Raw genomic sequence first — 19,878 nt, 5'->3', positions numbered from 1 at the left:
ACATAAATTGATACAAGGAGACTCAGGACATGTTCAGTATAGTACTCGGATTAATTTTACTTATGGTCCTTGCCTATTTTGGCTGGTCAATCATTTGGATCGCGCCGCTGATATCCCTTCTCGTCGCAGGGATTGAAGGAATGGACCTCCTTCCGTCCTATACGGAAACGTATATGCAGGGCTTTGTTGGCTTTACAAAAAAATGGTTTCCTGTCTTTCTTTTGGGAGCCATTTTCGGAAAGCTGATGGAAGAAACAGGAATGGCACAGGCGGTTGCTTATAAAATCACGGATTTTATCGGCAAAGAGCGGGCGGTTCTCGGTGTTCTCATCGGGGCGGCTGTGCTCACCTACGGCGGAGTCAGCCTGTTCGTCGTTGTGTTTGCGTTATACCCCCTTACCATTGCCCTTTTTAAGGCGGCTGATTTATCAAGAAAGCTGATACCGGCTACACTCGTATTAGGAGCTTTCACCTTCACGATGACTGCTCTGCCGGGTACGCCGCAGATTCAGAATATTATCCCTACGGATTACTTTAATACCACTCCATTAGCGGGACCTGTAACCGGGATAGCCGCAGGACTGATTATGGCAGTGGGAGGATACCTGTATCTGGCATGGCGCGGCAGAAAGCTAAAGGAAAAAGGGGAAGGATATACAGATCCAAAGGGTGGTAGCGAAGTGAAGCAAATTGATCCTTCTGCCCTTCCGAACCCTTATGTTTCCATCATTCCGCTTATTGTCGTCGTGGTAACACTCAATGTCATTAATCTCGACATCCTGCCTTCCCTTTTAATTGGAATCATTGTGATTATGGTCTTGAGCATTAAAAAGTTTAAACTGTTTATAAGTGCAATCAATGGCGGGGCCAGCGGATCGGTTATGGCCATCATTAACACAAGTGCAGCCGTCGGATTCGGAGCTGTCGTAACCGCCGTACCCAGTTTTTCAAACATCACGGATATGATTATGGGAATCGGCGGAAATCCGCTCATTTCAGAGGCACTTGCCGTCCAGCTGCTTGCAAGTATTACAGGTTCCGCTTCTGGTGGAATGGGCATTGCCTTACAGGCACTGGGAGATCAATATTATCAGCTTTCGCAGTCAAGCGGCATATCTCCGGATGCATTCCACAGAATAGCAGCAGTTGCTTCAGGTGCATCCATTCTGCCTCATAACGGGGCACTGCTGACACTTTTAACCGTGACCGGATTAAAGCATAAGGATTCTTATATGGATGTTGCAGTCGTTGGGCTGATTCTCCCGACAATCTCACTGATCGTCGCTCTCCTGCTGGCATCAGCAGGGATTTATTAATAAATAAAATTAGATATTACACTTTGTAAGCTCTAATTTTAAATAAAATTTTTCTTAGTGGAAGGAGATCATTATGGTACAGAATAAAGTTGTATTTATTACGGGTGCTGCACAGGGCATCGGGTATGAAATCGGGGAAAAATTTGCTCAGGAAGGGGCAAAGGTTGTTCTCACTGATTTGAATGAAGAAGGTGTGAAAAAGGCTGCGGATACACTGGCAGAAAGCGGCCATCAGACTCTCGGAATTAAATGTGATGTAACCAATGAGGAAGAGCTGATCCAGGCAATCGATGAAGCTGTTTCCCATTTTGGCAGCCTCGACATATTAATCAACAATGCAGGCATGCAGCACGTTTCCCCGATTGAGGAATTCAGCACACAAAGATATGAGCTATTAGTCAAAATCATGCTGACAGCCCCATTCATGGCGATCAAACATGTTTTCCCTAAAATGAAAGAGCAGGGATTCGGCCGCATTATCAACATGTCATCGATTAATGGAGTCATCGGATTTGCTGGAAAAGCTGGATACAACAGTGCGAAGCATGGTGTAATCGGCTTGACAAAAGTTGCAGCACTTGAAGGCGCAGAGCATGGGATTACAGTAAATGCACTTTGCCCGGGATATGTGGATACCCCACTCGTACGCAATCAAATGCAGGACCTGGCTACAACTCGAAACGTACCACTCGAAAAAGTGCTCGAGGATGTTCTTTATCCGCTCATCCCGCAAAAACGCCTGCTTACAGTTGAAGAAATTGCAGATTATGCCATCTTCCTCTCAAGCGATAAAGCTCGCGGTGTTACAGGGCAGGCTGTCGTATTGGACGGCGGATATACAGCTCAATAAAGTTTACAAAAAACCCTTTGCGGAAAGATCCGCAAAGGGTTTTCAGTTCTTGCTATACCAGTTTGCCGCAGCCCGCACTTCCGGTTCCGTCAGCTGATGCCCGTTGCGCTCCCAGTGAAGTTTTACACTTGCGCCAGCCTGCTCCAATGCAGCTGCAAGTTCCTTTGACTCGCCAGGTGTGCAAATTGGATCATTCTCCCCTGCTCCGATAAAGACAGCTACTCCGTTTAAATCCTGAAGCGAACGATTCCTGAGCGGAACCATCGGATGGTGCAGAATCGCAGATTTAAACGCATCCGAGAAGTGGTAAAGCATACTGGCCGCAATGTTTGCTCCATTTGAATAGCCTAAAGCAATCACTTCTGAACGGTCAAACCCATATTCCACTGATGCGTCTGAGAGAAACTGATAAAGTTCTTTCGTGCGTTCAACTAAATCCTCTTCATCGAAAACACCTTCTGACAGACGTTTAAAAAATCTCGGCATTCCATTTTCAGACACATTGCCGCGAACGGACAATAAGCCGGCTTCCGGTTCAATCATTGGTCCGAGAGGAAGCAAATCATGCTCACTTCCGTGTTCCGTGTAATAGCAGGATGGTTTTTTTAGAGGTTCCTTTTTTATAAATGTGCTTCATTAACTGTTCAGTCCTCCAATAGTCCGGCCGTGTAAAAGGATAACTTTCGCTTTCGGTCCGTCCCAATCCGTTTCAGCATGGAAATAGCTTCAGGAATAAACGGCCCCTTATTGAGCATCGTGCAGGCTGTCTGATGAGAAAGGTAGGCATCGATGATTTCAGGCCGCTTCGGCATTCCTGTTTTGGCAAGTGTGCTCAATACTTCTGTGGCATAAATGAGCGGTGTTTGTGAGTGATGGCATACATTCATGATTTCCTCCTGGAGTCTTCCAAGACTTTCAAACCCAGCTTCAACAGCCAAATCTCCCCGTGCAGCCATTATGCCGAAGCCTTTATGCTTTAATCCTTCTGAAATGATGGCCGGCAGATTTTTGATCGCATACTCTGTTTCGATCTTGGCTGTCACCGGCAGCACCTTTCCTGTTTTCTGAAGCATCAGATTCTTTAAGGCCCTCAGATCCCCGGCTGAATGGACAAATGAAAGACCCACAATATCCGCATGTTTAAATGTAAATGCACTTTCTTTGATATCTTGCTCAGACATTGCCGGGAGTGACAAAAACGTCAGCGAATCCGGCAAATTGATTCCGTCATTTACTTTAATTGAAAAACTTTCCTTATGACCTTTTACCAGTTCCGCTATGACCATTTCCTTCTCTATATAAATAATGGCTGCTTGAATCGTTCCATCATTAATTAGAAGCCGGTCTCCTTTTTTGGCATTTTGAAAAGCTTTTGGCATGTTTGTTATAAAAGAATCTGCCATATGCGATTGATTCAGAGCAATGCGAATCGTCTGGCCCTTGTGGATTTTCATTTGCTGAAGCCCGTTCGGCAGGCCTATAATTCTGATTTTCGGCCCGCTTAAATCCATATAGATTTTACACGTATGAATGTTTGTCATTTCAGCCGCTCTTTTTAAACGGCTGATGATCTCTTTCCACTCCTTCACCCCATCATGACCGCAATTGATCCGGGCGGCTGTCATCCCGCTTACAAGCAATTTGGCTATATAGGACTCTTGCATGCTTTTGTCCATTGTTGCCATGACGGCATGCCCATCATGCTGAAGAAGCGCTTTTGCTCTTTTGCTTTTAAGCTTAGTTTTGACTATTTCATCCGATTCCGCAATGGAATATTTCTGCTTTTTTCCTTCCGGGTTCTGAATTTCTTTACGCTCGGTTGTCCTGGTCATCAAGTATTCCCGCAAGGATGCAAGACTGAAGATCCGTTCTTTTTGAATATCAAAATCCACATAGACCACTCCATTTAAATGCCTCCTCCTATTGTATGAGGCTGGAGGGTTTACATGATTAAAGGGGCTCTAAAAGCCCCCTTTACCGTTATAGTCCGCTTTTAATGGCCGCAGCTACCATTGCGGTCCGCTTAGCCTGATGTTTGACAGCTTCCTGAATATCTTCCTGCATTACTCCATCCTGTCCGACCGTTACACTGTTTCCATATGGATTGCCGCCTGAAGTGAAAGCTGATTGGTCTGTATATCCCGGAGCAGCTACAATCGCACCCCAATGATACATCGTGGCATAAAGGCTAAGGATTGTCTGCTCCTGTCCGCCATGAGGATTGCTGGCTGAAGACATGGCGCTTACAACCTTATTCGCAAGCTTTCCCTGGAACCATAATCCTCCAGTCGTATCCAAAAACTGCTTCATTTGTGAAGGGACATTCCCAAAACGAGTAGGAGCACTGAAGATGATGGCATCCGCCCATTCTAAATCTCCAAGTGAAGCTTCAGGGACATGTGCCGCAGCCTCAATGTGCGCTTTCCAGGCAGGGTTCGATTCAATTGCTTCTTGTGGTGCGAGCTCCTTTACTTTTAGAACTTTGACATCTGCTCCGAATGATCGGGCTCCCTCTTCTGCCCATTTTGCCATTTGATAATTGGTGCCAGTAGAACTGTAATAAATGATCGCTACATTAAGATTAGCCATGTGAATCTCTCCTTTTAGCATGTTTAGGCCCACAAAATTCCTTCAGCATCAAACATCTCAAATTCAAATTAATTATAAATGGCTAATAGGAAGCGGTCAAATTATAACTATTTTTAATCCTAAAAAACCCAAAACCGCTTATACGGTCTTGGGTTATAAACTCAAATCAATTGCTCCAGGAATTTGTATGAGAGCTTATTTTAAAGACTCTGCCGCTTCTTTAAGCTGGGTATCATTTTTTCTAATAAGCTCCTGTAAAGATGTGAGCATAGACATAGCCGTGTCTTCATCAATCATACCGGTTTGCTTCAAATCATGATCTTCCTGGTAATTTTTCACCGATTTTTCCATCTCTGAATCGAATACTCCGGACTTTTCTTTGCCGTAGCCGAGAGCACTCAGAAATTCCTGAGCGGTTTTCACCTCTTTGGAAGCATCTCCGGATTTTAATGTTTTGGATGGATCCAAATAAGGCAGCTTTGAGTAGTCTGGCAGTGAGACCTTTTTTTCCGGCTTTATTCCATTTTCATGAACCCACGTTCCGCCAGGTGTCAGCCATTTAGCGATCGTGTATTTAATGGATGAGCCATCATTAAATTGGGCGGATGTCTGGATGGTTCCTTTTCCAAACGTTTTTTCCCCAAACAAAGGGATGCCGGCCGATTCATTTAATGCAGCCGCCATAATTTCTCCGGCACTTGCCGTCCCTTCATCAATGACGACAGCGGTTGGGATGTCGACCGGATCATCATTTCTGGATGCATGCACTTCTTTCGTTCCGTCTTTATTCTCCACCTGCATAACGTTTTTTCCTTTAGGTATAAACAGTTCACTCATCAAAATTGCCTCTTGCATAAGTCCGCCCGGATTTTGACGGAGGTCAATCACGATTCCCTTGACATTTTTCCTTTCAAGCTCATCTACAGCTTTACGGAAATCCGTGGCTGTGTCATTCGAAAAGGTTGTAACCTGTATTTTTCCAATCCCGTCTTCCACGTCTGTATAGACGGTTTCAATGGGTATCTCATCTCTAACGATAGAAAATTCAAGCTGCTGGGAACCTTCCCGCTCAACACCAATCTTGACAGAGGTGCCTTTTTCCCCTCTGATTAGCCCTACTGTGTCGTTGACACTCTTCCCCTTTATACTTTTGCCGTTCACTTTTAGTATTTTATCTTTTGGTTTTAACCCGGCTTTTTCAGCAGGAGAGCCTTTAATCGGGGAGACAATCATGACTTGTCCTTCCACTTCCTGCAGTTCTGCTCCAATTCCTTCAAAAGAGGAAGAGATCGTTTCATTAAAGCTTTTGGAATCTTCAGCATTCATATAGGAACTGTAAGGATCCCCCAATGCCTCAACCATTCCGTTTATTGCTCCGTCCACCATCTTTTCCTTACTTGTATTCTGATAATATTCCTGTTCCAATTTTTCGTATGTATCATACAATTTAGCAAAGTCCGGATTTTGTTCTGCTTCCTTTTCCATTACGACTTTTTCCGGTTTGATCAGTGTCATTGTCAGACCTGAACTTATGATAGCTGTTAATAAAACGATTAATAACAGCTTTACATTTTTATTCACTTTATCATCACCTCATTATGAATTTCATTATGTCCGAGTCCTGTTAAAACGTCAACTAATACTGCCTTTGCAGGATTTTGTCCAATAAATTTTTTTAAAATTTTCGACACTTTTCTCATGAAATTTATGTAAACTCTGTGTAAATTTTATTACAAAAAAAGAAAAAGGAGGATGCATGATGCTTCTTCGTGATTATGTAATGGATATAGACAGGGAAATGATCAGCTTTTCATTTTCATTGCTGGAGGAAGTGGATGAGAAAATCCAAAAAAAAATTCTTTTCTATGAAAATCAGGTAACAACTTATGTACAAAACAAAATCTCAATCTTCATTACATCACTTAACTTAAGCAGTTCGATGAAAATAGTCTGCAAATCTGAAGTCACATCCCTGATCCGGTCCAGGCTGAAAGCGATTATGGCCCGGTACTGCCTGTTCAGAAGCTGTTAAACCAATTCAGTCTTATTTGCATATTGTGTAAATGCAGAGCAACAGCTAATGTGCAAAGGAGACGATTTTTTGCCGGACTATTTAAATATGATTGCTGCGCTGGGAATAGCAGGAGCCCATCCAGGAGGATTGCAGCTAACAAAGCAGTTCCTGCCGGCTATGGACCTCCCCTTCCCTTGCCGCATACTAGATGCTGGATGCGGCACAGGCCAAACGCTTTCCTATCTTTCCGCATTGGGGTATAGCCCATCCGGGATCGACTCAGATCAGCGGATGGTCAGAAAAGCCAGGGAGAGGCTTGGGGAATCGGCTGCCGTTCAGCAGGGAAAGCTTGAACAAATGCCCTATCCCGGGTCCCACTTTGATGCGGTGTTCAGTGAATCCGTGCTCTCCTTTACGGACACTTCTGCCGCATTAAAGGAATGCCGCAGAGTACTTGTCCCGGGAGGAAAACTCGGAGCGGTTGAAGTGATTCTTGAGCAGCCACTTCATTCAGCAAGCCGGAATGAAATCATGGATTTTTACGGTTTTAAGGCGCTATTGTCTGAAAAAGAATGGCAGAACCTGTTCGGCTCGTGTGGATATTGTGAGGTGCGCAGCTTGAAAGCAGAAGAATTTTCCTTTACGTATGACGATGAACAGCCGGATCATGAACTGATGATGGATGAAAGCGTTCCTCCCGAGGTATTCGATGTTTATCAAGCGCATCAGCTTATCCTGCAAAAATACAGCGGTTACTTAAGCTACCGCGCGTTTATAGCCGCCCGCTGCTGACCGTCAAGCCATCATGAAGAAGCGCTTCAGAAGTTCTTCAGCATTTTATTCCTTATACCCCGGTTTCCAAGGGAAAGTTCAAACAGCAGAAAAAAGGTCTAAGCAATACTCTTTAGCCGTTTTATTAACGCTTTTCTGCTTCGCCGTTCTTTTGCTCAGGTGAGGCGCAGGGCCAAGACTCCTTTAGAGCGGCATTAAGGCAGTTCTTGAACTTCTTCCGTCAGCTGCGGAAATCCAGCCGGCAAAAACAGACTCATAAAATACCCTAAACCGGGATATACGTACAAACCTGCCTTTCCCTCCTTTCATATCGTACAAGGTAAGGATAAAATTGGAGGGATCAGGTTTGAGCCAAAACTATTATCAAATGTGCAGCCAGCACCGGGGCAAGCATGCCCGCATAACTGACCGTTTTGGGAATGTGCATTCCGGCAGAATCGTCAATGTAACAAGAAGCCGGGTATACATCCAGCCAAATGGCCCCCGGCCGAGAGGCGCTTTTGGGATGGGATTTTACGGACGGGGATATGGTTATTACCCATACTATCCTGCTTACGGAATCGGACTTGGGTTTATTACCGGTTTAGCAATCGGAGGATTGTTTTTCTTTTAATCCTAAAGAAGCAAAAAGGAACCGGTCCTCTGATCAGTTCCTTTTTGCTGTACAAATTGCGAGTTCTTTATAGATCGCTGATATTTCTGCGGTTGTCATTCTGACAAGTCCGCTTGAAGATGGTGCAGCGAACTCTTCTACGCCCTCGATCAGGGGTTCAGCCTGAAACCCCCACGGTGCTTTCTCTATCCCTTTGTATTGCAAGTAAACCCCTTTTCCGACAAAGCATACAATGCCCGGTTTATATTTCCTGATTTTATCGGTCAATTCAATTCGTCCTGCGGCATATTCCTGCTTAGTTATTTCAGATGCATCCTTAGTCGGTCTGTGCACGATATTTGTAAAACCGTAACCGTCAGCAAGCAGGGTCCTATCCTCTTCAGGCCTTACCAGCCTTTTCGTCAGTCCGGATTGAAAGAGGATCTTCCAGAAACGGTTCGTCGGATTGGCGTAATGATGACCCGTCTGACCTGAGATGACACTTGGATTAAACCCTGTGAATAGGATCGTCATCCCATAATCCAGCAAATCCATCGGTCTTTTCAAAATAATCACCCGCTATATCTTTTTTACCTGCTCAAAGTACTCTTCCAGTGTCAGGTTTTTCTCATGCAGCACTTTCGCCGTTTTTTCCCCGACATATCTTAAGTGCCATGGTTCATATTGATATTCAGTGACCTCAGCTTTATCTTCAGGGTAGCGGATAATGTAGCCGTATTTATAAGCATTTTCCTTCACCCACTTGCCTTCTTTTGTCTCGCCGAATTTTTTAGAAATTTCAAGATCTGCACTTCTGCTGGAAATATCCATAGCAAGACCGGTTTGATGCTCACTCTGACCGGGATGTGCAACCGCTTGCTCTGCCTTTGCTTCGCCTTTAGACGTAATTTCCTGATCCAATATGTTTTCCTGCCGGTCATATGAACGGAACCCCGAAACGGCAAACAGTTCAATGCTGTTCTTTTTCGCGCCATCAAAAAGCTTCTCCAGAGCGGCTGCTGCTTCTTTTCTTATGTATTTTTGCGGTACATCGGCTTCTCCGAATGAAAAAGGTACATTTGGAACAGTTAGATCTTTTGGTTTGTAGTCAGCAGGAAGTGTGTATTCCTTATTAACCAAAACTAATATATTTTCGGGATTTGTAATAACATCTTCCCCCTCAACCGTTTCCAGTGCGTTGAAGTATTCGTTTTCCAATACAAGCTGATTTTCCTGTACGCTGCCAATTTCTTTTTCTTCCGTTTGTTTCTGACCGTCATTGGACGAAAGATTTTCTTCCATCTCCACGGAGCAGGCAGCTGTGAAAAGCATGAACGGGACTACTGAACAGGCAAACATTTTTTTCATATCAAACCGACCACCTAAATCGTAAAGTATCTGTTTTCAGCAAATTCAATTGTACCATTATGGCCATAAAAGAAAAAAACTATATTTACCATTCCTTTAAAGAAAGGATGATAAAAAAACAGGAGGCAGCCAACCTTAAAGTCTCTGGAACTTGCTGATCGGCAGCGAATACTTCCGGATTTCCAGGGAACGGGTCCTAACAGTAAAAGATGCCCGGTTCAGGCATCTTTTACTAAATCATTTCTGTATTGCTGCATCCAGTGCAACTTCGATCATTTCATTGAACGTTGTCTGGCGTTCTTCAGAGGTTGTTTCTTCTCCGGTCAGGAGGTGGTCGCTGACTGTCAGTACTGACAAAGCCTTGCGTCCGAATTTCGCTGCTAATGTGTAGAGCGCGGAAGATTCCATTTCAATCGCCAGGATCCCGTAGCGCGCCCACTTTTCCCAGTCTGCGTTTTCGTTATAGAACATATCTGCTGTAAATACGCTGCCTGCTCTTAAATGCAAGCCTTTTTCGGTTCCGGCATCGTAAGCTCGTTTCAGCAAATCAAAATCTGCAGTCGGGGCATAATCGATTCCACCGAATGTCATGCGATTCATTTGAGAATCTGTTGAGGCACTCATGGCGAGAATCACATCTCTCACCTTAACGTCCTTTTGAATGGCTCCGCATGTTCCCACACGGATCAGCTGCTGAACATTGTAGCTTTGAATGAGTTCGTTTACATAAATTGAAATGGATGGAACCCCCATGCCTGTTCCCTGAACAGATATGCGTTCTCCTTTATATGTTCCTGTAAATCCGAGCATGCCCCGCACTTCATTGTAGCACTCAGGATTTTCAAGGAATGTATCGGCAATGTATTTTGCCCTAAGCGGATCTCCCGGAAGCAGAATCGTTTCTGCTATCTGGCCTTCTTTCGCTCCAATATGTACACTCATCAAACCGTCCTCCTATTATTCCTTCTGCTAAGCATCAGATGCTATACTTTTATTGTACTTTGATTGCGCGCACTATGGAAGCTGTTTTCTGGAAAGGTACTTCGGCTTGATTACGAGGACGTTTCCTTCTGCATAGTATTTTTTCATACTCTTCAAGTACTTTTCAAACAGCCAGGCAGCTCCTAAATAAAAAGGGAAGTACAGAAGGGAAATTTTAATCATTTCGATGAAATACATGGAGAATCCGTTAAAATCGTGAAACTTACTGAAGAATACAATTTCCGAAAAGCTAATGAGCAGACTAACGAAGTAAAGGTTAAGCAAATGAAAGAAAAAACGGCTTTTTCCTTTATAAAAAAGCTTTTCAAGTTCTCTTTTTACAAGCAGAGCCGAAATTGTAGAGATTGCACCCAGGATGCAAATAATCATTAGAAGCATAACCATATCCCCTTTATGTGGAGGTAGTCAAATGGGCAAAAAACATAGGAACCGCGTGAACGCTCCGAAGAAAAACAACCATATACCGCCTGAAGCGATCGTGGCTGAAGAAAACGCCCATGGAAAAGAACAGAGTGCCGGAAAACGAAAAAACGGACCGGGCTATCAACTATAATGTGTACAAGCAGCGGATGAACCATTCGCTGCTTGTTTTTTTATCTCACATGTATGCGATTAATTTTTTTCCAGCCGCCTGAGTGAAGCCTGTAATATGCCACTCCTCTTTTTTCTTCTTCAATGCTTACGATATCGCCGGTGCGAATAAATCTTGCTTCATAATCTTCTGGAACCGTATCCTGAACATTAAATGTTTTAAACGTTTTCTCGAGGGCATCTGTTTGGTCCTTAGCAGGGATTGTGCAGCTATATACTTTTTGATACCCTTTCGTATGGCCGAATTCGGGTGTCTGGAAGATGGTGATTTCCATTATGCGCAGTCTTCTCTTCAATATCATAAGCTGTTGCCTCATCTGAACCCCTCCGCATCATTTTCCTATACATTGGCTACGGTGTGCACGAAATCCTCCTTCGAATTGCAGCTAGTTTTGTCGAAATTTAACAGCAGTGCGCTTGTACCCTATTTTTATAAGGATAGACCAGATCAGTCCTGCACAAATTCCCGCGGTTATGTCTGTAACAAAGTGAACCCCCAGGTACACCCTGCTCAGCGCAATGCTTGCGATGATTAAACCCATTGCCCCCGCAATCGGGAAACGGCATCCTGGAAAATAGCGGATCAGCAAATAGCCCGTAAACGAAAAAAATGCGGCCGAATTCATGGCGTGGCCGCTTGGGAAGCTGTACGAATTTTCATCCGTTAACGGGTTAAAAGATGGGCGCTCTCTTTCAAATCCGTTTTTCAGAAGCCAATTAAAAAGTCTGGAACCAAAAAAACAGCAAAATAAAAATAAAGCTTCCATCGCCCTTCTTTTAAACGATAGAAGGATAGCAGCAACTAGCAAAAGCGGGAAAAGGGTTCTTCCGGACCCAAATTCGGTAAAGAAAATAAAATACTCTGTCACCATAGGTGAACGGTACTGTTCAAAATAGAGGACTATGTTCTGATCAGCTTGATTGTACCAGTCTGATTCATACATGATTGATACCCCTGTAAAAATTACAAGCAGCAACGCAATATTCCTGATGTCTTTCATCATCCAGCGACCTTTCAAGTGGTATGGTCCTAAAATACCCATAATCTATTTTCACTAAAACAGAAAAGCCTATTTCCACAGCTGTTTAACGGGAAGTAGGCTTTTGATTCTATTGGAATTATTCAGGAAAACCGCTGGATGGTCTGCGTTAACATCGTTTTAACATTTGGAAAATCCTGCGAGGTAACGGCTAGCCTGACAGACGTTTCATCCGTTTCAAGCATTTCGGAAAAGAGTCCGGAAAGCCCTCTGGCTTTTCTGTCAATTTCCATAACCATTTCTGCCCGGTTCTCGGCTACATCTGTAAAGACAATTTCCAGCTCATCTAATTTACCTCTGAAAGGTCCGGAATATGGATAAAATTCAAATTCCTGTACAAAAGGCAGTCTTCTGCGCAGTCTGGCGGGGGCCGCCTCATTTTGTGCTTTTCTCAGCTGGAAACCAAGTGCCCCCAGCTCATCAAGCAGTTTCTGCTGAATGGGATTCGGATGCACATGGATAGCATCCTGGTCTGTTGGATCTACCGCGTTCTTTATATCAAGGCCTGTATGAATCCATATTTTGGACTGGCCGTATGTAATGGGCGTGTCGTAAGGAAGCTTAAAACGAAACGGGATTTCCTTGTGCTCATTCGCCATAATCACAAAGGGTTCATTAATTTTCACCTTGGTGACCGCAGAAGATTGAGTGTATTTTCTGTCGTCTGCCTCCTTTATGTATTCCGTCATCACAGATAAATAAATTTCAGCAATTTCCTGGTCTGTTTTGCCTCCACTTACAGCAACAATTCCCTGGACCTCTTCACCTGCCCTAACGTTCACATCGTGAAGCCGTGTATCCACCTTTGCTGCGCCAATTCCAACGCTTGCAAATACTTTATTAAAAAAAGACATGCCGATTCCTCCTAATTTCCCCATTTTATAAGATCGTTTTGCAGTTCTTCCATTTTGTCATACGGTTCGTCCAGCTGAAGCAGTTTTCTGGTGATTTTTCTTGTGGCGGGTGAAATACACAATTCTTCCTCCCACGGTCTTTCTTTTTCCTCATGCTCCGGATAGCTTGAATACAGCAGAAAAAGCAATAAATGGCCAAGGGCATAAAAATCACTTTTAAATGAAAATTCTCTAAATCTTTTCCTGTTTCGGGATAGCCGGAAGATTGCTTTTTCATTTACACTTCCCGCCAGTCCAAAGTCGATGATTGAAACATCACCTTTGTACAATAAAATATTGGGTATGCGCAGGTCTCTGTGAACAATGCCATGACTATGAATGGGAGCAAGTTCTTCAATAATCCTGTTCAGCAGGACAATGGATTCAGATTCCGTATACATACAGCCATCTTCAAAAATCAAATCCTCGAATGTACTCCCCTTTTTGTATTCTATGACCAGGCAGCAAGCATCCTCTTCGTTTATAAATTCATAAAGCCCGGGTGCACCTTTATTTTCCAGAAGTGATAGAATCCTTGATTCTCTTTCAAAGGATTTCCTTGTTTTTCGCCCTATTTTTTTCGCGATCTTAACTAATACAACCTGCTGATCTTCAAGTCTTCTTGCAAGATAAGCACAGCTATATCCGCCTTCCCCTGCTTTTGACAGGATGACATATTTTCCGCAAAGCAGCTCTCCGGCAGTGAGCTCATTTTTCCTGCCAATCATCTTCAGCTGCTGTAAGATCTGCTTGAGCGATGTTTTTTCTTATAGTAGCTGTGCCCGTATTTAGATGGATGCTGTCCGAATCTCCCCCGCTTATACCCGCTGCCTGAACCATGGTTCTGTTTCTTTCTTTGGGATAAAAGAGATTTCAATACTTTTTTCAGCATGACGTTTCTCCTTTCTAAACAATTATACGCAGCTGAGTGAACCAGAGTTTCACAATTATCATACATTATTTTAGATGGTGGAGTACGGACGGGAGGTTAAATTGATTTGATTAGCATGGCTAGAATATTAAAACGGAACAGTATGGAAGAACTTTCCAGACCGGGAATACCAGCTCTTTATGAAGAGATCATGCAGGCATACCATACTGAAAAACTGCCGTTTATTGCAGCTGGGGAAGAAAAAGACCTCATCCATTCAATTCAATCCAGGGTTAATGAAAAAAACGGAAGCAATATTTTACGTACTGAAGGCTATCACCGTTTTCATTCCCGTTTTCCTGAGGTCCATTGGGCACTGCTTGCCCATCTTGTTTCCAGAAATGGCGGATACAGCATGACCGATCTGAAATCTTCTTATATTGGTCCCCTTCTAAACGAAAAGGAAAAAACCCTTTTTTTTCAGCTTCTGGAACGCATCAATGCGTCCATTTTTTTAGATGCCTACCCTCAGCTGCTTCTTTATGAGGAAAGCAGGAAAAGGGACAGGAGCTTATTTCATCTGCTGCCCGCATTCCGTGTATCGGCATTTATGGGTCCTGTCTGGAACTATTTTTTTCATTCAGGTGATTCAAAATTGCTGACCATGGCTCTTATTACAAACGAACAGTCTCTGATTGAGGAAAACATATTATCCAAACCAGCTTCAGCAGCTGTTCTTGATACCTTTAAATTTATGATGCAGGAAAAATGGGGCCTGACCAGCATTCTTTTCCCTTTCAAAAAAAGGAAATATCAAAAGCACTATTCTGTGACCGGATTAACAGTCTCCGGCTTTCAGTCTTTGCAGGAACGGATTAGAACCGGAAAAAAACTATATCATTTGCTGTACAGCAGCCGCCTCGTACATGAATCGATCCTTGCTTTTTGCAGCATGCATCACCATACCGCTTCAAGGAGTGATTATTGGCCCCATCTCTATTCCGCTTCAGACCATGCATTTAAACTTGTGAGCCCCGTGTTAGAGGACTCTTGGCCGGTAATCCCGCAGCCCAAGCCGTATTTAAGCGACTGGTTCCTAAAAAACGGCCTCCCAAAAGGCTTTGAGCTTCCTGAGCAGGCAAAGATGCAGGAGCTGACGGACAAAATCCTGTCGGACGCGTTAAAACTTGCTCCAATTTCCGCAGTTGGCAAAAAACTGTTCAGGGTTTAAAAGAGTTGTGGTCATCATCAAAGTTTTCATCAATGATGCACTTGGCAAGCAGATAATCAAACATAATATCAGCAAGGACATCCAATTCACCGGGCTCCGGTATGTACCCTCTTCTCATTAATTCTAAAAAGAAAAATTCAGAAATTTCCTCTGTATCAATGACTACTTCAATCTCTCTCACTGTCCCGCCCCCTTTATTACTTTTTATGAAAAAAGGAGCCGGCTTATGTATACAAGATTTATGGCATATACATTGAAGCGCCTGCATATCTTCTTCTCAAAGGACAAGCTTACAGGGGGATCAGGAATGAACGATATCTTAAAATGGTTCGACAGCCCAAAATTTGATGAGCTGCTGCTTACCGGCTCGAAGCGGCTATTCTGGCTTGCCGCGCTTGGCTGTCTGCCTTATATATTATGGAACATGGTTATGTGGCTGATATAGAGGCTATTCATTTGTGCCGAATCTTTTTAGACTTGCAAGCACCATCTGCATCATTTCATTGTATTCATCATCCCCAAATCGGATATAGAGCTCACGGTAGTCGTTATATATATCAAGAAGATCATTGATGAGCTGCCCAGGTTCACGCTCCTTTTCCGGTTTTTCAAGGGAATAGGAGACTCCGGTCAGTGCTGTACCGGAAGTCTCTTCCCTTGCACCTTCTTCTGCCCCTTCTTTATTGAGCATCAGCATAATCTGATGAAGAGATTTTTCTGTTTCGTTATTGCTCATGACCAGCAGCAATTCCTCTTCCGCTGCTTCAAGCCATTCCCCGTCAGCGACTCTCATCAGTTCATAAACCATGTCTTCCCATCCGTCTTCCATGTATCTCCAAATTTCCGTCCTCAACCCGACAATTTTAAACAAGTCGCTTCCATACCCTTTCACTTGCACAAGGTCACCGATTGCAAACTGGTATTCAACTTCAATCCGTTCAATTTCAAATATCTTGCCTTCATACTCTTTATAAAATGAGAGGGCGCTTTCATAAAACAGGACATCCCCGTGATTGACCTCGTAAAGAAAGGACTGGTTTAGCTTATATACATTCGTAACGGTACCCACCGTTCCGTACAGAACGATTACAACGACTTCTCCCATCTTAAACTTTGGATATTTAGAGGCCATTTCATGCTCACTCCCGCACTCTGAAAAGTTAAGATAGTATATGCGGAGGTTTCCTATTCGCATGGGCCTTCACACATGCAATGAGCGTTTACTTTCAGCATCCGGTTCCGAAATTAACCAGCATTTCCAACAGCCGGAACCATTAAGCAATCCGCCCGGTTTCAGCCAGCAAAAAAAGACCGCAAAGGCCGCGGTCTTTCGCTATCGATTGGTCACTGTTTCTGCTTGATAAAGCTCCCATGCTTCATCAAAAACGGCCATTGATGTTAAATAGTCTGCACTAAGCTCCAGGTAATCCGATATCTCATGATAGGCGTTTGATGATTTCGGAAAACTGTGGTCATTATACGCGTAATTGGCAAAGCGGCTGATCTCATCCTTCGGTTTTGGATGTCTGTATTTCATCAGATAATGATAGAATGACTTCATGGCAATTCCCCCGCTGATTAGGCTGATTGGATTTTATTATAGCCTGTTCAGAGAGAGAGTCAAACCTTCTGTTCCTGTTACGAAAAATCAAAATAGTTTTTTTTCAATATTCTTGGTTCAGCCATCAGCTGATCATAGCGGATGGTATCCCCGATATTAGAGGTTTTAATCAAATACAGCTGGTTTTCTATTTTCTTACTAATCTCTTCCTCCTGATAGACCATAAAACAGGATAAGCACTCGATTGAAGGAGCCGATGTGATTTCAATGGCCCTTGTTCCATCCGGAAGCTCCCAGTACACTGCTGTCTCTGCAGGCCTCGTTTTTTCTGAACTGCACCATTCACACGTCATCAGCTTCCCCGCTTTTTGCTCTGTCTTTTTGCTGCTGAGACTGATATTTCTTTTCTTTCAGCACATCCCGTTTTTCCCGCTTATCTTTCAAAGTCTGATGGGATGGATTGCTGCTGTATTGGTTTCGTCTTTCCAGCCTCTTTAATTCTGACGGTACGAGGGTCAGACGGACATCTTCATTGATACCCGCAATTCCTGTAAGCGATTTTTTCCCATCCATATCCCCATAGATTGATTCAAAATAGGCATCTGCCGTACCCGCTACATAATTTTCAGGCTCCGGATAGGATGTGATCACCCCTTCAAAATTGCGGAGCACCGTCTTGGAAGGGCTTTGGGAAATAAGATAATTGGGCTGAAGCGTAATTTTACCTCCTCCACCTGGTGCATCTACGACAAAAGCCGGCACGGCATACCCGCTCGTATGACCTCTAAGTCCTTCAATTATTTCAAGACCCTTTGATACAGGTGCTCTAAAATGACCGATTCCTTCAGAAAGATCGCATTGGTAAATGTAGTAAGGGCGGACGCGGATCATTACGAGATCATGCATCAGCTTTTTCATGATGGAGACGCTGTCATTGATTCCCGCGAGAATGACCGCCTGATTACCGACCGGAACCCCTGCATCTGCAAGCATTTCACAAGCTTTTTTGGATTCAGCAGTAATTTCAATAGAGGTATTAAAGTGGGTGTTCAGCCAGACCGGATGGTATTTTTTCAAAATGCTGCAGAGATTTTCGGTGATCCGCTGAGGAAAAACAACTGGTGCTCTTGTTCCAATCCGGATGATTTCAACATGGGAGATGGCCCGCAGGTTTTTTAAAATGTATTCAAGGATGCTGTCATTGATTAACAATCCGTCCCCCCCGGAAATGAGCACATCCCGCACTTCCGGTGTGGATGCAACATAAGCAATCGCATCATCCAGCTGCTTTTTCGGAACTCCCATGCCAATTTGCCCTGAAAACCTCCTCCTCGTACAGTACCGGCAATACATTGAGCATTGATTCGTTACTAAAAACAGCACCCGGTCCGGATATCTGTGGGTCAGCCCGGGAACAGGCGAATCTTCATCCTCATGAAGAGGATCCTCAAGATCGTACTTTGTTTTATATAATTCCCTTCCTATGGGCACCGACTGCATCCTGATTGGGCATTTTGGGTCATCCCGGTTCATGAGCCAGGCATAATAAGGGGTTATATTCAAAGGGATGGTCTTAGCTGAGATTCTGACACCCTCCTCTTCTTCCGGAGTAAGGCGGATGACTTTTTTCAGGTCGTCTGCTGTTCGGATCGTATGCGTCAGCTGCCAGAGCCAATCGTTCCATTTTTCATCGGGCACGTCTTTCCATAAGCTTATGTCCTTCCAGTGCCGGTCCGGCACATACAGCTGCTGGGCCATTCTTATTCCCCCTCTTGCTATTCAAGGCTTTACCCGCAAGATATGCACTCCAGCTAAATGGATAAATCCTTCCACCATAGATTCATATTTTCCAGATCCTCAGAAATATAACAATTGTTTATCAGCCTTCCGCCGTACCGATAGCCGCATTGGTAAAGGGATTGGTTCATACCGAACGAACGGGCGCGGGCAAGCGAGTAAGCAGAAAAAATCCCCCGGGCTGCAAGAAGATTTTCCAAGGCATGGATCAGTGCCAGGAGGTGTCCCTGTTTTCTGAATGGAGCCAGTGTTGCACAATCGGTAATTTCTGCATTCTTATGCTGCTCATCAATTTCAGCAGAGGCGGCACTAGCAATGATGCCGTCTAATTCAATCATCATAAAAACAGTACTTCCCTCAATCGATTTTTTTATATAGTCAGGTTCGTCGATAGGAACTGGGTAAATCGGAAATACTTCCTTATAAAATCGCGCCAGCTTTTCCGCGTCCTGACTTCCTGCACGTCTTAAACCTGTTTCAGCCAGTAGACGCGGATTCCCTTTGTTCTTCAAATAAACCCCCTCAAGCAGCCGGTCTTCCTTCAGCCAGCCTTCCGAATGTTTTCGCGGTTCCGTGAAGTACTTCGCAAAAAACCAGCAAGGCTCTCCTCTGAAAAAGACTCCTGCCATTCCCTCAGGCACCATCCCTTTAGAAAATGCTGCCTGACAGTCAGCACTTTTTACTTTCCAAATTAATTTTTCGGCACAGGTAAGCCTTTCGTCTTTTACTAGCTCTTCATACAATACATCGAAGTTCCCAGTATAATCATCAACCCTGCACCGTTTATTGAATCCATCAATAAACACATCCGCATTCCCTTTTGTTCCAGCAGAAACAGTTGCTTTCAAGTGGATTTCCCCCAGTTTAAAATGGTTCTATACATTTTACAGTTCAGCATTGTCTTTTATGACGGGAGAATTATTTTGCCTTCCATCCGGAAGATCCCTTTTAAAGCTGTCATTTTTTATACCGGACCTTCTGAGCTTATAAGAGGATACCACTTCAACTTTGCTATTAGAAAAGATGTCCTGCCATTCTTTCTTAATCTTGCTGAAAGTTTCGGGATTTGTCTGATAAAGCTGGTCTCCAAACCCAAAAATATCCGTTTTGTATTTCTTTTGTACGAAAGCCACTGCTTCTTTTACTTCTGCTTCAACCGCCTTATTTACCATTTTCTCAATTTTATTGTAGTGGTCCGAATTATCCAGCTCATATAAACATTGAAGACTTTGAATTCTTGCCTCTCCTTCCACGCTTACCTTTAGCAGCCCTTCCCCTTTTTTGTATTCTGTTTCTTTCTTCGTTTTAGAATTCAAGATCCGGATATCTGCATATTCCTGTTTTCCATCCTGGCCGCAAGGCACCGACAGG

General features: G+C 43.8%; 27 protein-coding genes and 1 pseudogene. 8 read left to right on the top strand and 20 right to left on the bottom strand.

What is annotated here, in order from left to right; all coding sequences use genetic code 11:
* Positions 1 to 29 precede the first annotated feature (29 nt).
* A complete protein-coding gene (locus tag ACQCVE_RS02390) occupies positions 30 to 1,316 on the top strand; it encodes a GntP family permease (protein WP_426861443.1) in 1,287 nt (428 codons plus the stop codon).
* A 73-nt stretch (positions 1,317 to 1,389) separates the two neighbouring features.
* A complete protein-coding gene (locus tag ACQCVE_RS02385) occupies positions 1,390 to 2,166 on the top strand; it encodes a 3-hydroxybutyrate dehydrogenase (RefSeq protein ID WP_426844149.1) in 777 nt (258 codons plus the stop codon).
* A gap of 42 nt (positions 2,167 to 2,208) precedes the next feature.
* Here the strand turns inward: ACQCVE_RS02385 and ACQCVE_RS02380 are convergent.
* The 4 genes and pseudogenes from ACQCVE_RS02380 to ACQCVE_RS02365 form a co-directional block, all read right to left on the bottom strand.
* Positions 2,209 to 2,803: pseudogene (locus ACQCVE_RS02380) on the bottom strand (alpha/beta hydrolase).
* Positions 2,804 to 2,810: 7 nt separating this feature from the next.
* Complete coding sequence (locus ACQCVE_RS02375; protein ID WP_426844147.1) at positions 2,811 to 4,058, bottom strand: pyruvate kinase; 1,248 nt, start codon at positions 4,056 to 4,058, stop codon at positions 2,811 to 2,813.
* Positions 4,059 to 4,146: 88 nt separating this feature from the next.
* Entirely contained in the window at positions 4,147 to 4,755 is a 609-nt protein-coding gene (gene wrbA, locus ACQCVE_RS02370) for an NAD(P)H:quinone oxidoreductase type IV (RefSeq protein WP_426844146.1), read from the bottom strand.
* 195 nt (positions 4,756 to 4,950) lie between these two features.
* Positions 4,951 to 6,336 carry a S41 family peptidase gene (locus tag ACQCVE_RS02365; RefSeq protein ID WP_426861441.1) on the bottom strand — a complete coding sequence of 462 codons (1,386 nt, stop codon included), beginning with the start codon at positions 6,334 to 6,336 and terminating at the stop codon, positions 4,951 to 4,953.
* Positions 6,337 to 6,514: 178 nt separating this feature from the next.
* On the opposite strand from ACQCVE_RS02365, the gene ACQCVE_RS02360 reads away from it, so the two are divergent.
* The 3 genes from ACQCVE_RS02360 to ACQCVE_RS02350 all read left to right on the top strand — a co-directional run bounded on the left by ACQCVE_RS02360 (position 6,515) and on the right by ACQCVE_RS02350 (position 8,174).
* Positions 6,515 to 6,787 (top strand): hypothetical protein, encoded by a 273-nt coding sequence (locus ACQCVE_RS02360; RefSeq protein ID WP_426861439.1) that lies wholly within the window; start codon positions 6,515 to 6,517, stop codon positions 6,785 to 6,787.
* A 69-nt stretch (positions 6,788 to 6,856) separates the two neighbouring features.
* A complete protein-coding gene (locus ACQCVE_RS02355) occupies positions 6,857 to 7,561 on the top strand; it encodes a class I SAM-dependent methyltransferase (protein WP_426861437.1) in 705 nt (234 codons plus the stop codon).
* Between the two features lie 367 nt (positions 7,562 to 7,928).
* Positions 7,929 to 8,174 (top strand): hypothetical protein, encoded by a 246-nt coding sequence (locus ACQCVE_RS02350; protein WP_426844259.1) that lies wholly within the window; start codon positions 7,929 to 7,931, stop codon positions 8,172 to 8,174.
* Between the two features lie 33 nt (positions 8,175 to 8,207).
* Here the strand turns inward: ACQCVE_RS02350 and ACQCVE_RS02345 are convergent, their stop codons facing one another.
* The 4 genes from ACQCVE_RS02345 to ACQCVE_RS02330 form a co-directional block, all read right to left on the bottom strand.
* Positions 8,208 to 8,708, bottom strand: a complete 501-nt coding sequence (locus tag ACQCVE_RS02345; protein WP_426861766.1) for a mismatch-specific DNA-glycosylase — start codon at positions 8,706 to 8,708, stop codon at positions 8,208 to 8,210.
* Positions 8,709 to 8,732: 24 nt separating this feature from the next.
* Positions 8,733 to 9,521, bottom strand: a complete 789-nt coding sequence (locus ACQCVE_RS02340; protein ID WP_426861435.1) for a M15 family metallopeptidase — start codon at positions 9,519 to 9,521, stop codon at positions 8,733 to 8,735.
* 237 nt (positions 9,522 to 9,758) lie between these two features.
* Positions 9,759 to 10,463: a purine-nucleoside phosphorylase gene (gene deoD / locus ACQCVE_RS02335; RefSeq protein ID WP_426844141.1), complete on the bottom strand. Its 705-nt coding sequence runs from the start codon at positions 10,461 to 10,463 to the stop codon at positions 9,759 to 9,761.
* A gap of 72 nt (positions 10,464 to 10,535) precedes the next feature.
* Positions 10,536 to 10,901 carry a hypothetical protein gene (locus ACQCVE_RS02330; RefSeq protein WP_426844140.1) on the bottom strand — a complete coding sequence of 122 codons (366 nt, stop codon included), beginning with the start codon at positions 10,899 to 10,901 and terminating at the stop codon, positions 10,536 to 10,538.
* 31 nt (positions 10,902 to 10,932) lie between these two features.
* On the opposite strand from ACQCVE_RS02330, the gene ACQCVE_RS02325 reads away from it, so the two are divergent.
* Positions 10,933 to 11,076 carry a hypothetical protein gene (locus ACQCVE_RS02325; RefSeq protein ID WP_426844139.1) on the top strand — a complete coding sequence of 48 codons (144 nt, stop codon included), beginning with the start codon at positions 10,933 to 10,935 and terminating at the stop codon, positions 11,074 to 11,076.
* 40 nt (positions 11,077 to 11,116) lie between these two features.
* Here ACQCVE_RS02325 and ACQCVE_RS02320 read toward each other — a convergent pair whose 3' ends face one another.
* The 5 genes from ACQCVE_RS02320 to ACQCVE_RS02300 form a co-directional block, all read right to left on the bottom strand.
* Complete coding sequence (locus tag ACQCVE_RS02320; RefSeq protein WP_426844138.1) at positions 11,117 to 11,431, bottom strand: YodL domain-containing protein; 315 nt, start codon at positions 11,429 to 11,431, stop codon at positions 11,117 to 11,119.
* 69 nt (positions 11,432 to 11,500) lie between these two features.
* Entirely contained in the window at positions 11,501 to 12,133 is a 633-nt protein-coding gene (locus ACQCVE_RS02315) for a phosphatase PAP2 family protein (RefSeq protein ID WP_426861433.1), read from the bottom strand.
* A 104-nt stretch (positions 12,134 to 12,237) separates the two neighbouring features.
* On the bottom strand, positions 12,238 to 13,008 hold the full coding sequence (locus tag ACQCVE_RS02310) for a sporulation protein (protein ID WP_426844136.1): 771 nt from the start codon (positions 13,006 to 13,008) through the stop codon (positions 12,238 to 12,240).
* An 11-nt stretch (positions 13,009 to 13,019) separates the two neighbouring features.
* Positions 13,020 to 13,775, bottom strand: coding sequence for a serine/threonine protein kinase (locus tag ACQCVE_RS02305; protein WP_426861431.1), 756 nt, complete (start codon positions 13,773 to 13,775; stop codon positions 13,020 to 13,022).
* A gap of 2 nt (positions 13,776 to 13,777) precedes the next feature.
* The gene (locus ACQCVE_RS02300; RefSeq protein ID WP_426844133.1) at positions 13,778 to 13,939 is read right to left on the bottom strand and encodes a hypothetical protein; all 162 of its coding nucleotides are present in this window, start codon (positions 13,937 to 13,939) and stop codon (positions 13,778 to 13,780) included.
* 115 nt (positions 13,940 to 14,054) lie between these two features.
* Between ACQCVE_RS02300 and ACQCVE_RS02295 the strand changes: the two genes are divergently transcribed.
* Entirely contained in the window at positions 14,055 to 15,149 is a 1,095-nt protein-coding gene (locus ACQCVE_RS02295; RefSeq protein ID WP_426861764.1) for a DUF2515 family protein, read from the top strand.
* Here ACQCVE_RS02295 and ACQCVE_RS02290 read toward each other — a convergent pair.
* Entirely contained in the window at positions 15,139 to 15,330 is a 192-nt protein-coding gene (locus tag ACQCVE_RS02290) for a YozD family protein (RefSeq protein ID WP_426844132.1), read from the bottom strand. The two genes, ACQCVE_RS02295 and ACQCVE_RS02290, sit on opposite strands and share 11 nt — an antisense overlap.
* Before the next feature lie 126 nt (positions 15,331 to 15,456).
* Between ACQCVE_RS02290 and ACQCVE_RS02285 the strand changes: the two genes are divergently transcribed.
* Positions 15,457 to 15,594, top strand: a complete 138-nt coding sequence (locus ACQCVE_RS02285; RefSeq protein ID WP_426844131.1) for a hypothetical protein — start codon at positions 15,457 to 15,459, stop codon at positions 15,592 to 15,594.
* A 3-nt stretch (positions 15,595 to 15,597) separates the two neighbouring features.
* Here the strand turns inward: ACQCVE_RS02285 and ACQCVE_RS02280 are convergent, their stop codons facing one another.
* From ACQCVE_RS02280 to ACQCVE_RS02255, 6 genes are all read right to left on the bottom strand, one after another.
* Complete coding sequence (locus ACQCVE_RS02280) at positions 15,598 to 16,281, bottom strand: hypothetical protein (RefSeq protein ID WP_426844130.1); 684 nt, start codon at positions 16,279 to 16,281, stop codon at positions 15,598 to 15,600.
* Positions 16,282 to 16,482: 201 nt separating this feature from the next.
* Complete coding sequence (locus ACQCVE_RS02275; protein ID WP_426844129.1) at positions 16,483 to 16,710, bottom strand: YozE family protein; 228 nt, start codon at positions 16,708 to 16,710, stop codon at positions 16,483 to 16,485.
* 77 nt (positions 16,711 to 16,787) lie between these two features.
* Positions 16,788 to 17,066: a YokU family protein gene (locus ACQCVE_RS02270; protein ID WP_426844256.1), complete on the bottom strand. Its 279-nt coding sequence runs from the start codon at positions 17,064 to 17,066 to the stop codon at positions 16,788 to 16,790.
* On the bottom strand, positions 17,053 to 18,468 hold the full coding sequence (ablA, locus tag ACQCVE_RS02265; protein ID WP_426844128.1) for a lysine 2,3-aminomutase: 1,416 nt from the start codon (positions 18,466 to 18,468) through the stop codon (positions 17,053 to 17,055). The genes ACQCVE_RS02270 and ablA overlap by 14 nt, the downstream gene beginning before the upstream one ends.
* A 53-nt stretch (positions 18,469 to 18,521) precedes the next feature.
* The gene (gene ablB, locus ACQCVE_RS02260; RefSeq protein ID WP_426844127.1) at positions 18,522 to 19,355 is read right to left on the bottom strand and encodes a putative beta-lysine N-acetyltransferase; all 834 of its coding nucleotides are present in this window, start codon (positions 19,353 to 19,355) and stop codon (positions 18,522 to 18,524) included.
* A 36-nt stretch (positions 19,356 to 19,391) separates the two neighbouring features.
* Positions 19,392 to 19,871: a Ger(x)C family spore germination C-terminal domain-containing protein gene (locus tag ACQCVE_RS02255; RefSeq protein WP_426844126.1), complete on the bottom strand. Its 480-nt coding sequence runs from the start codon at positions 19,869 to 19,871 to the stop codon at positions 19,392 to 19,394.
* Positions 19,872 to 19,878 lie beyond the last annotated feature (7 nt).

This window comes from Metabacillus sp. 113a (assembly GCF_050107635.1).
In the GTDB taxonomy this organism is placed as follows: Bacteria; Bacillota; Bacilli; order Bacillales; family Bacillaceae; genus Metabacillus_B.
Note: the sequence above shows the minus strand (reverse complement) of the source record. Positions and strands in the feature narration are given on the sequence as shown.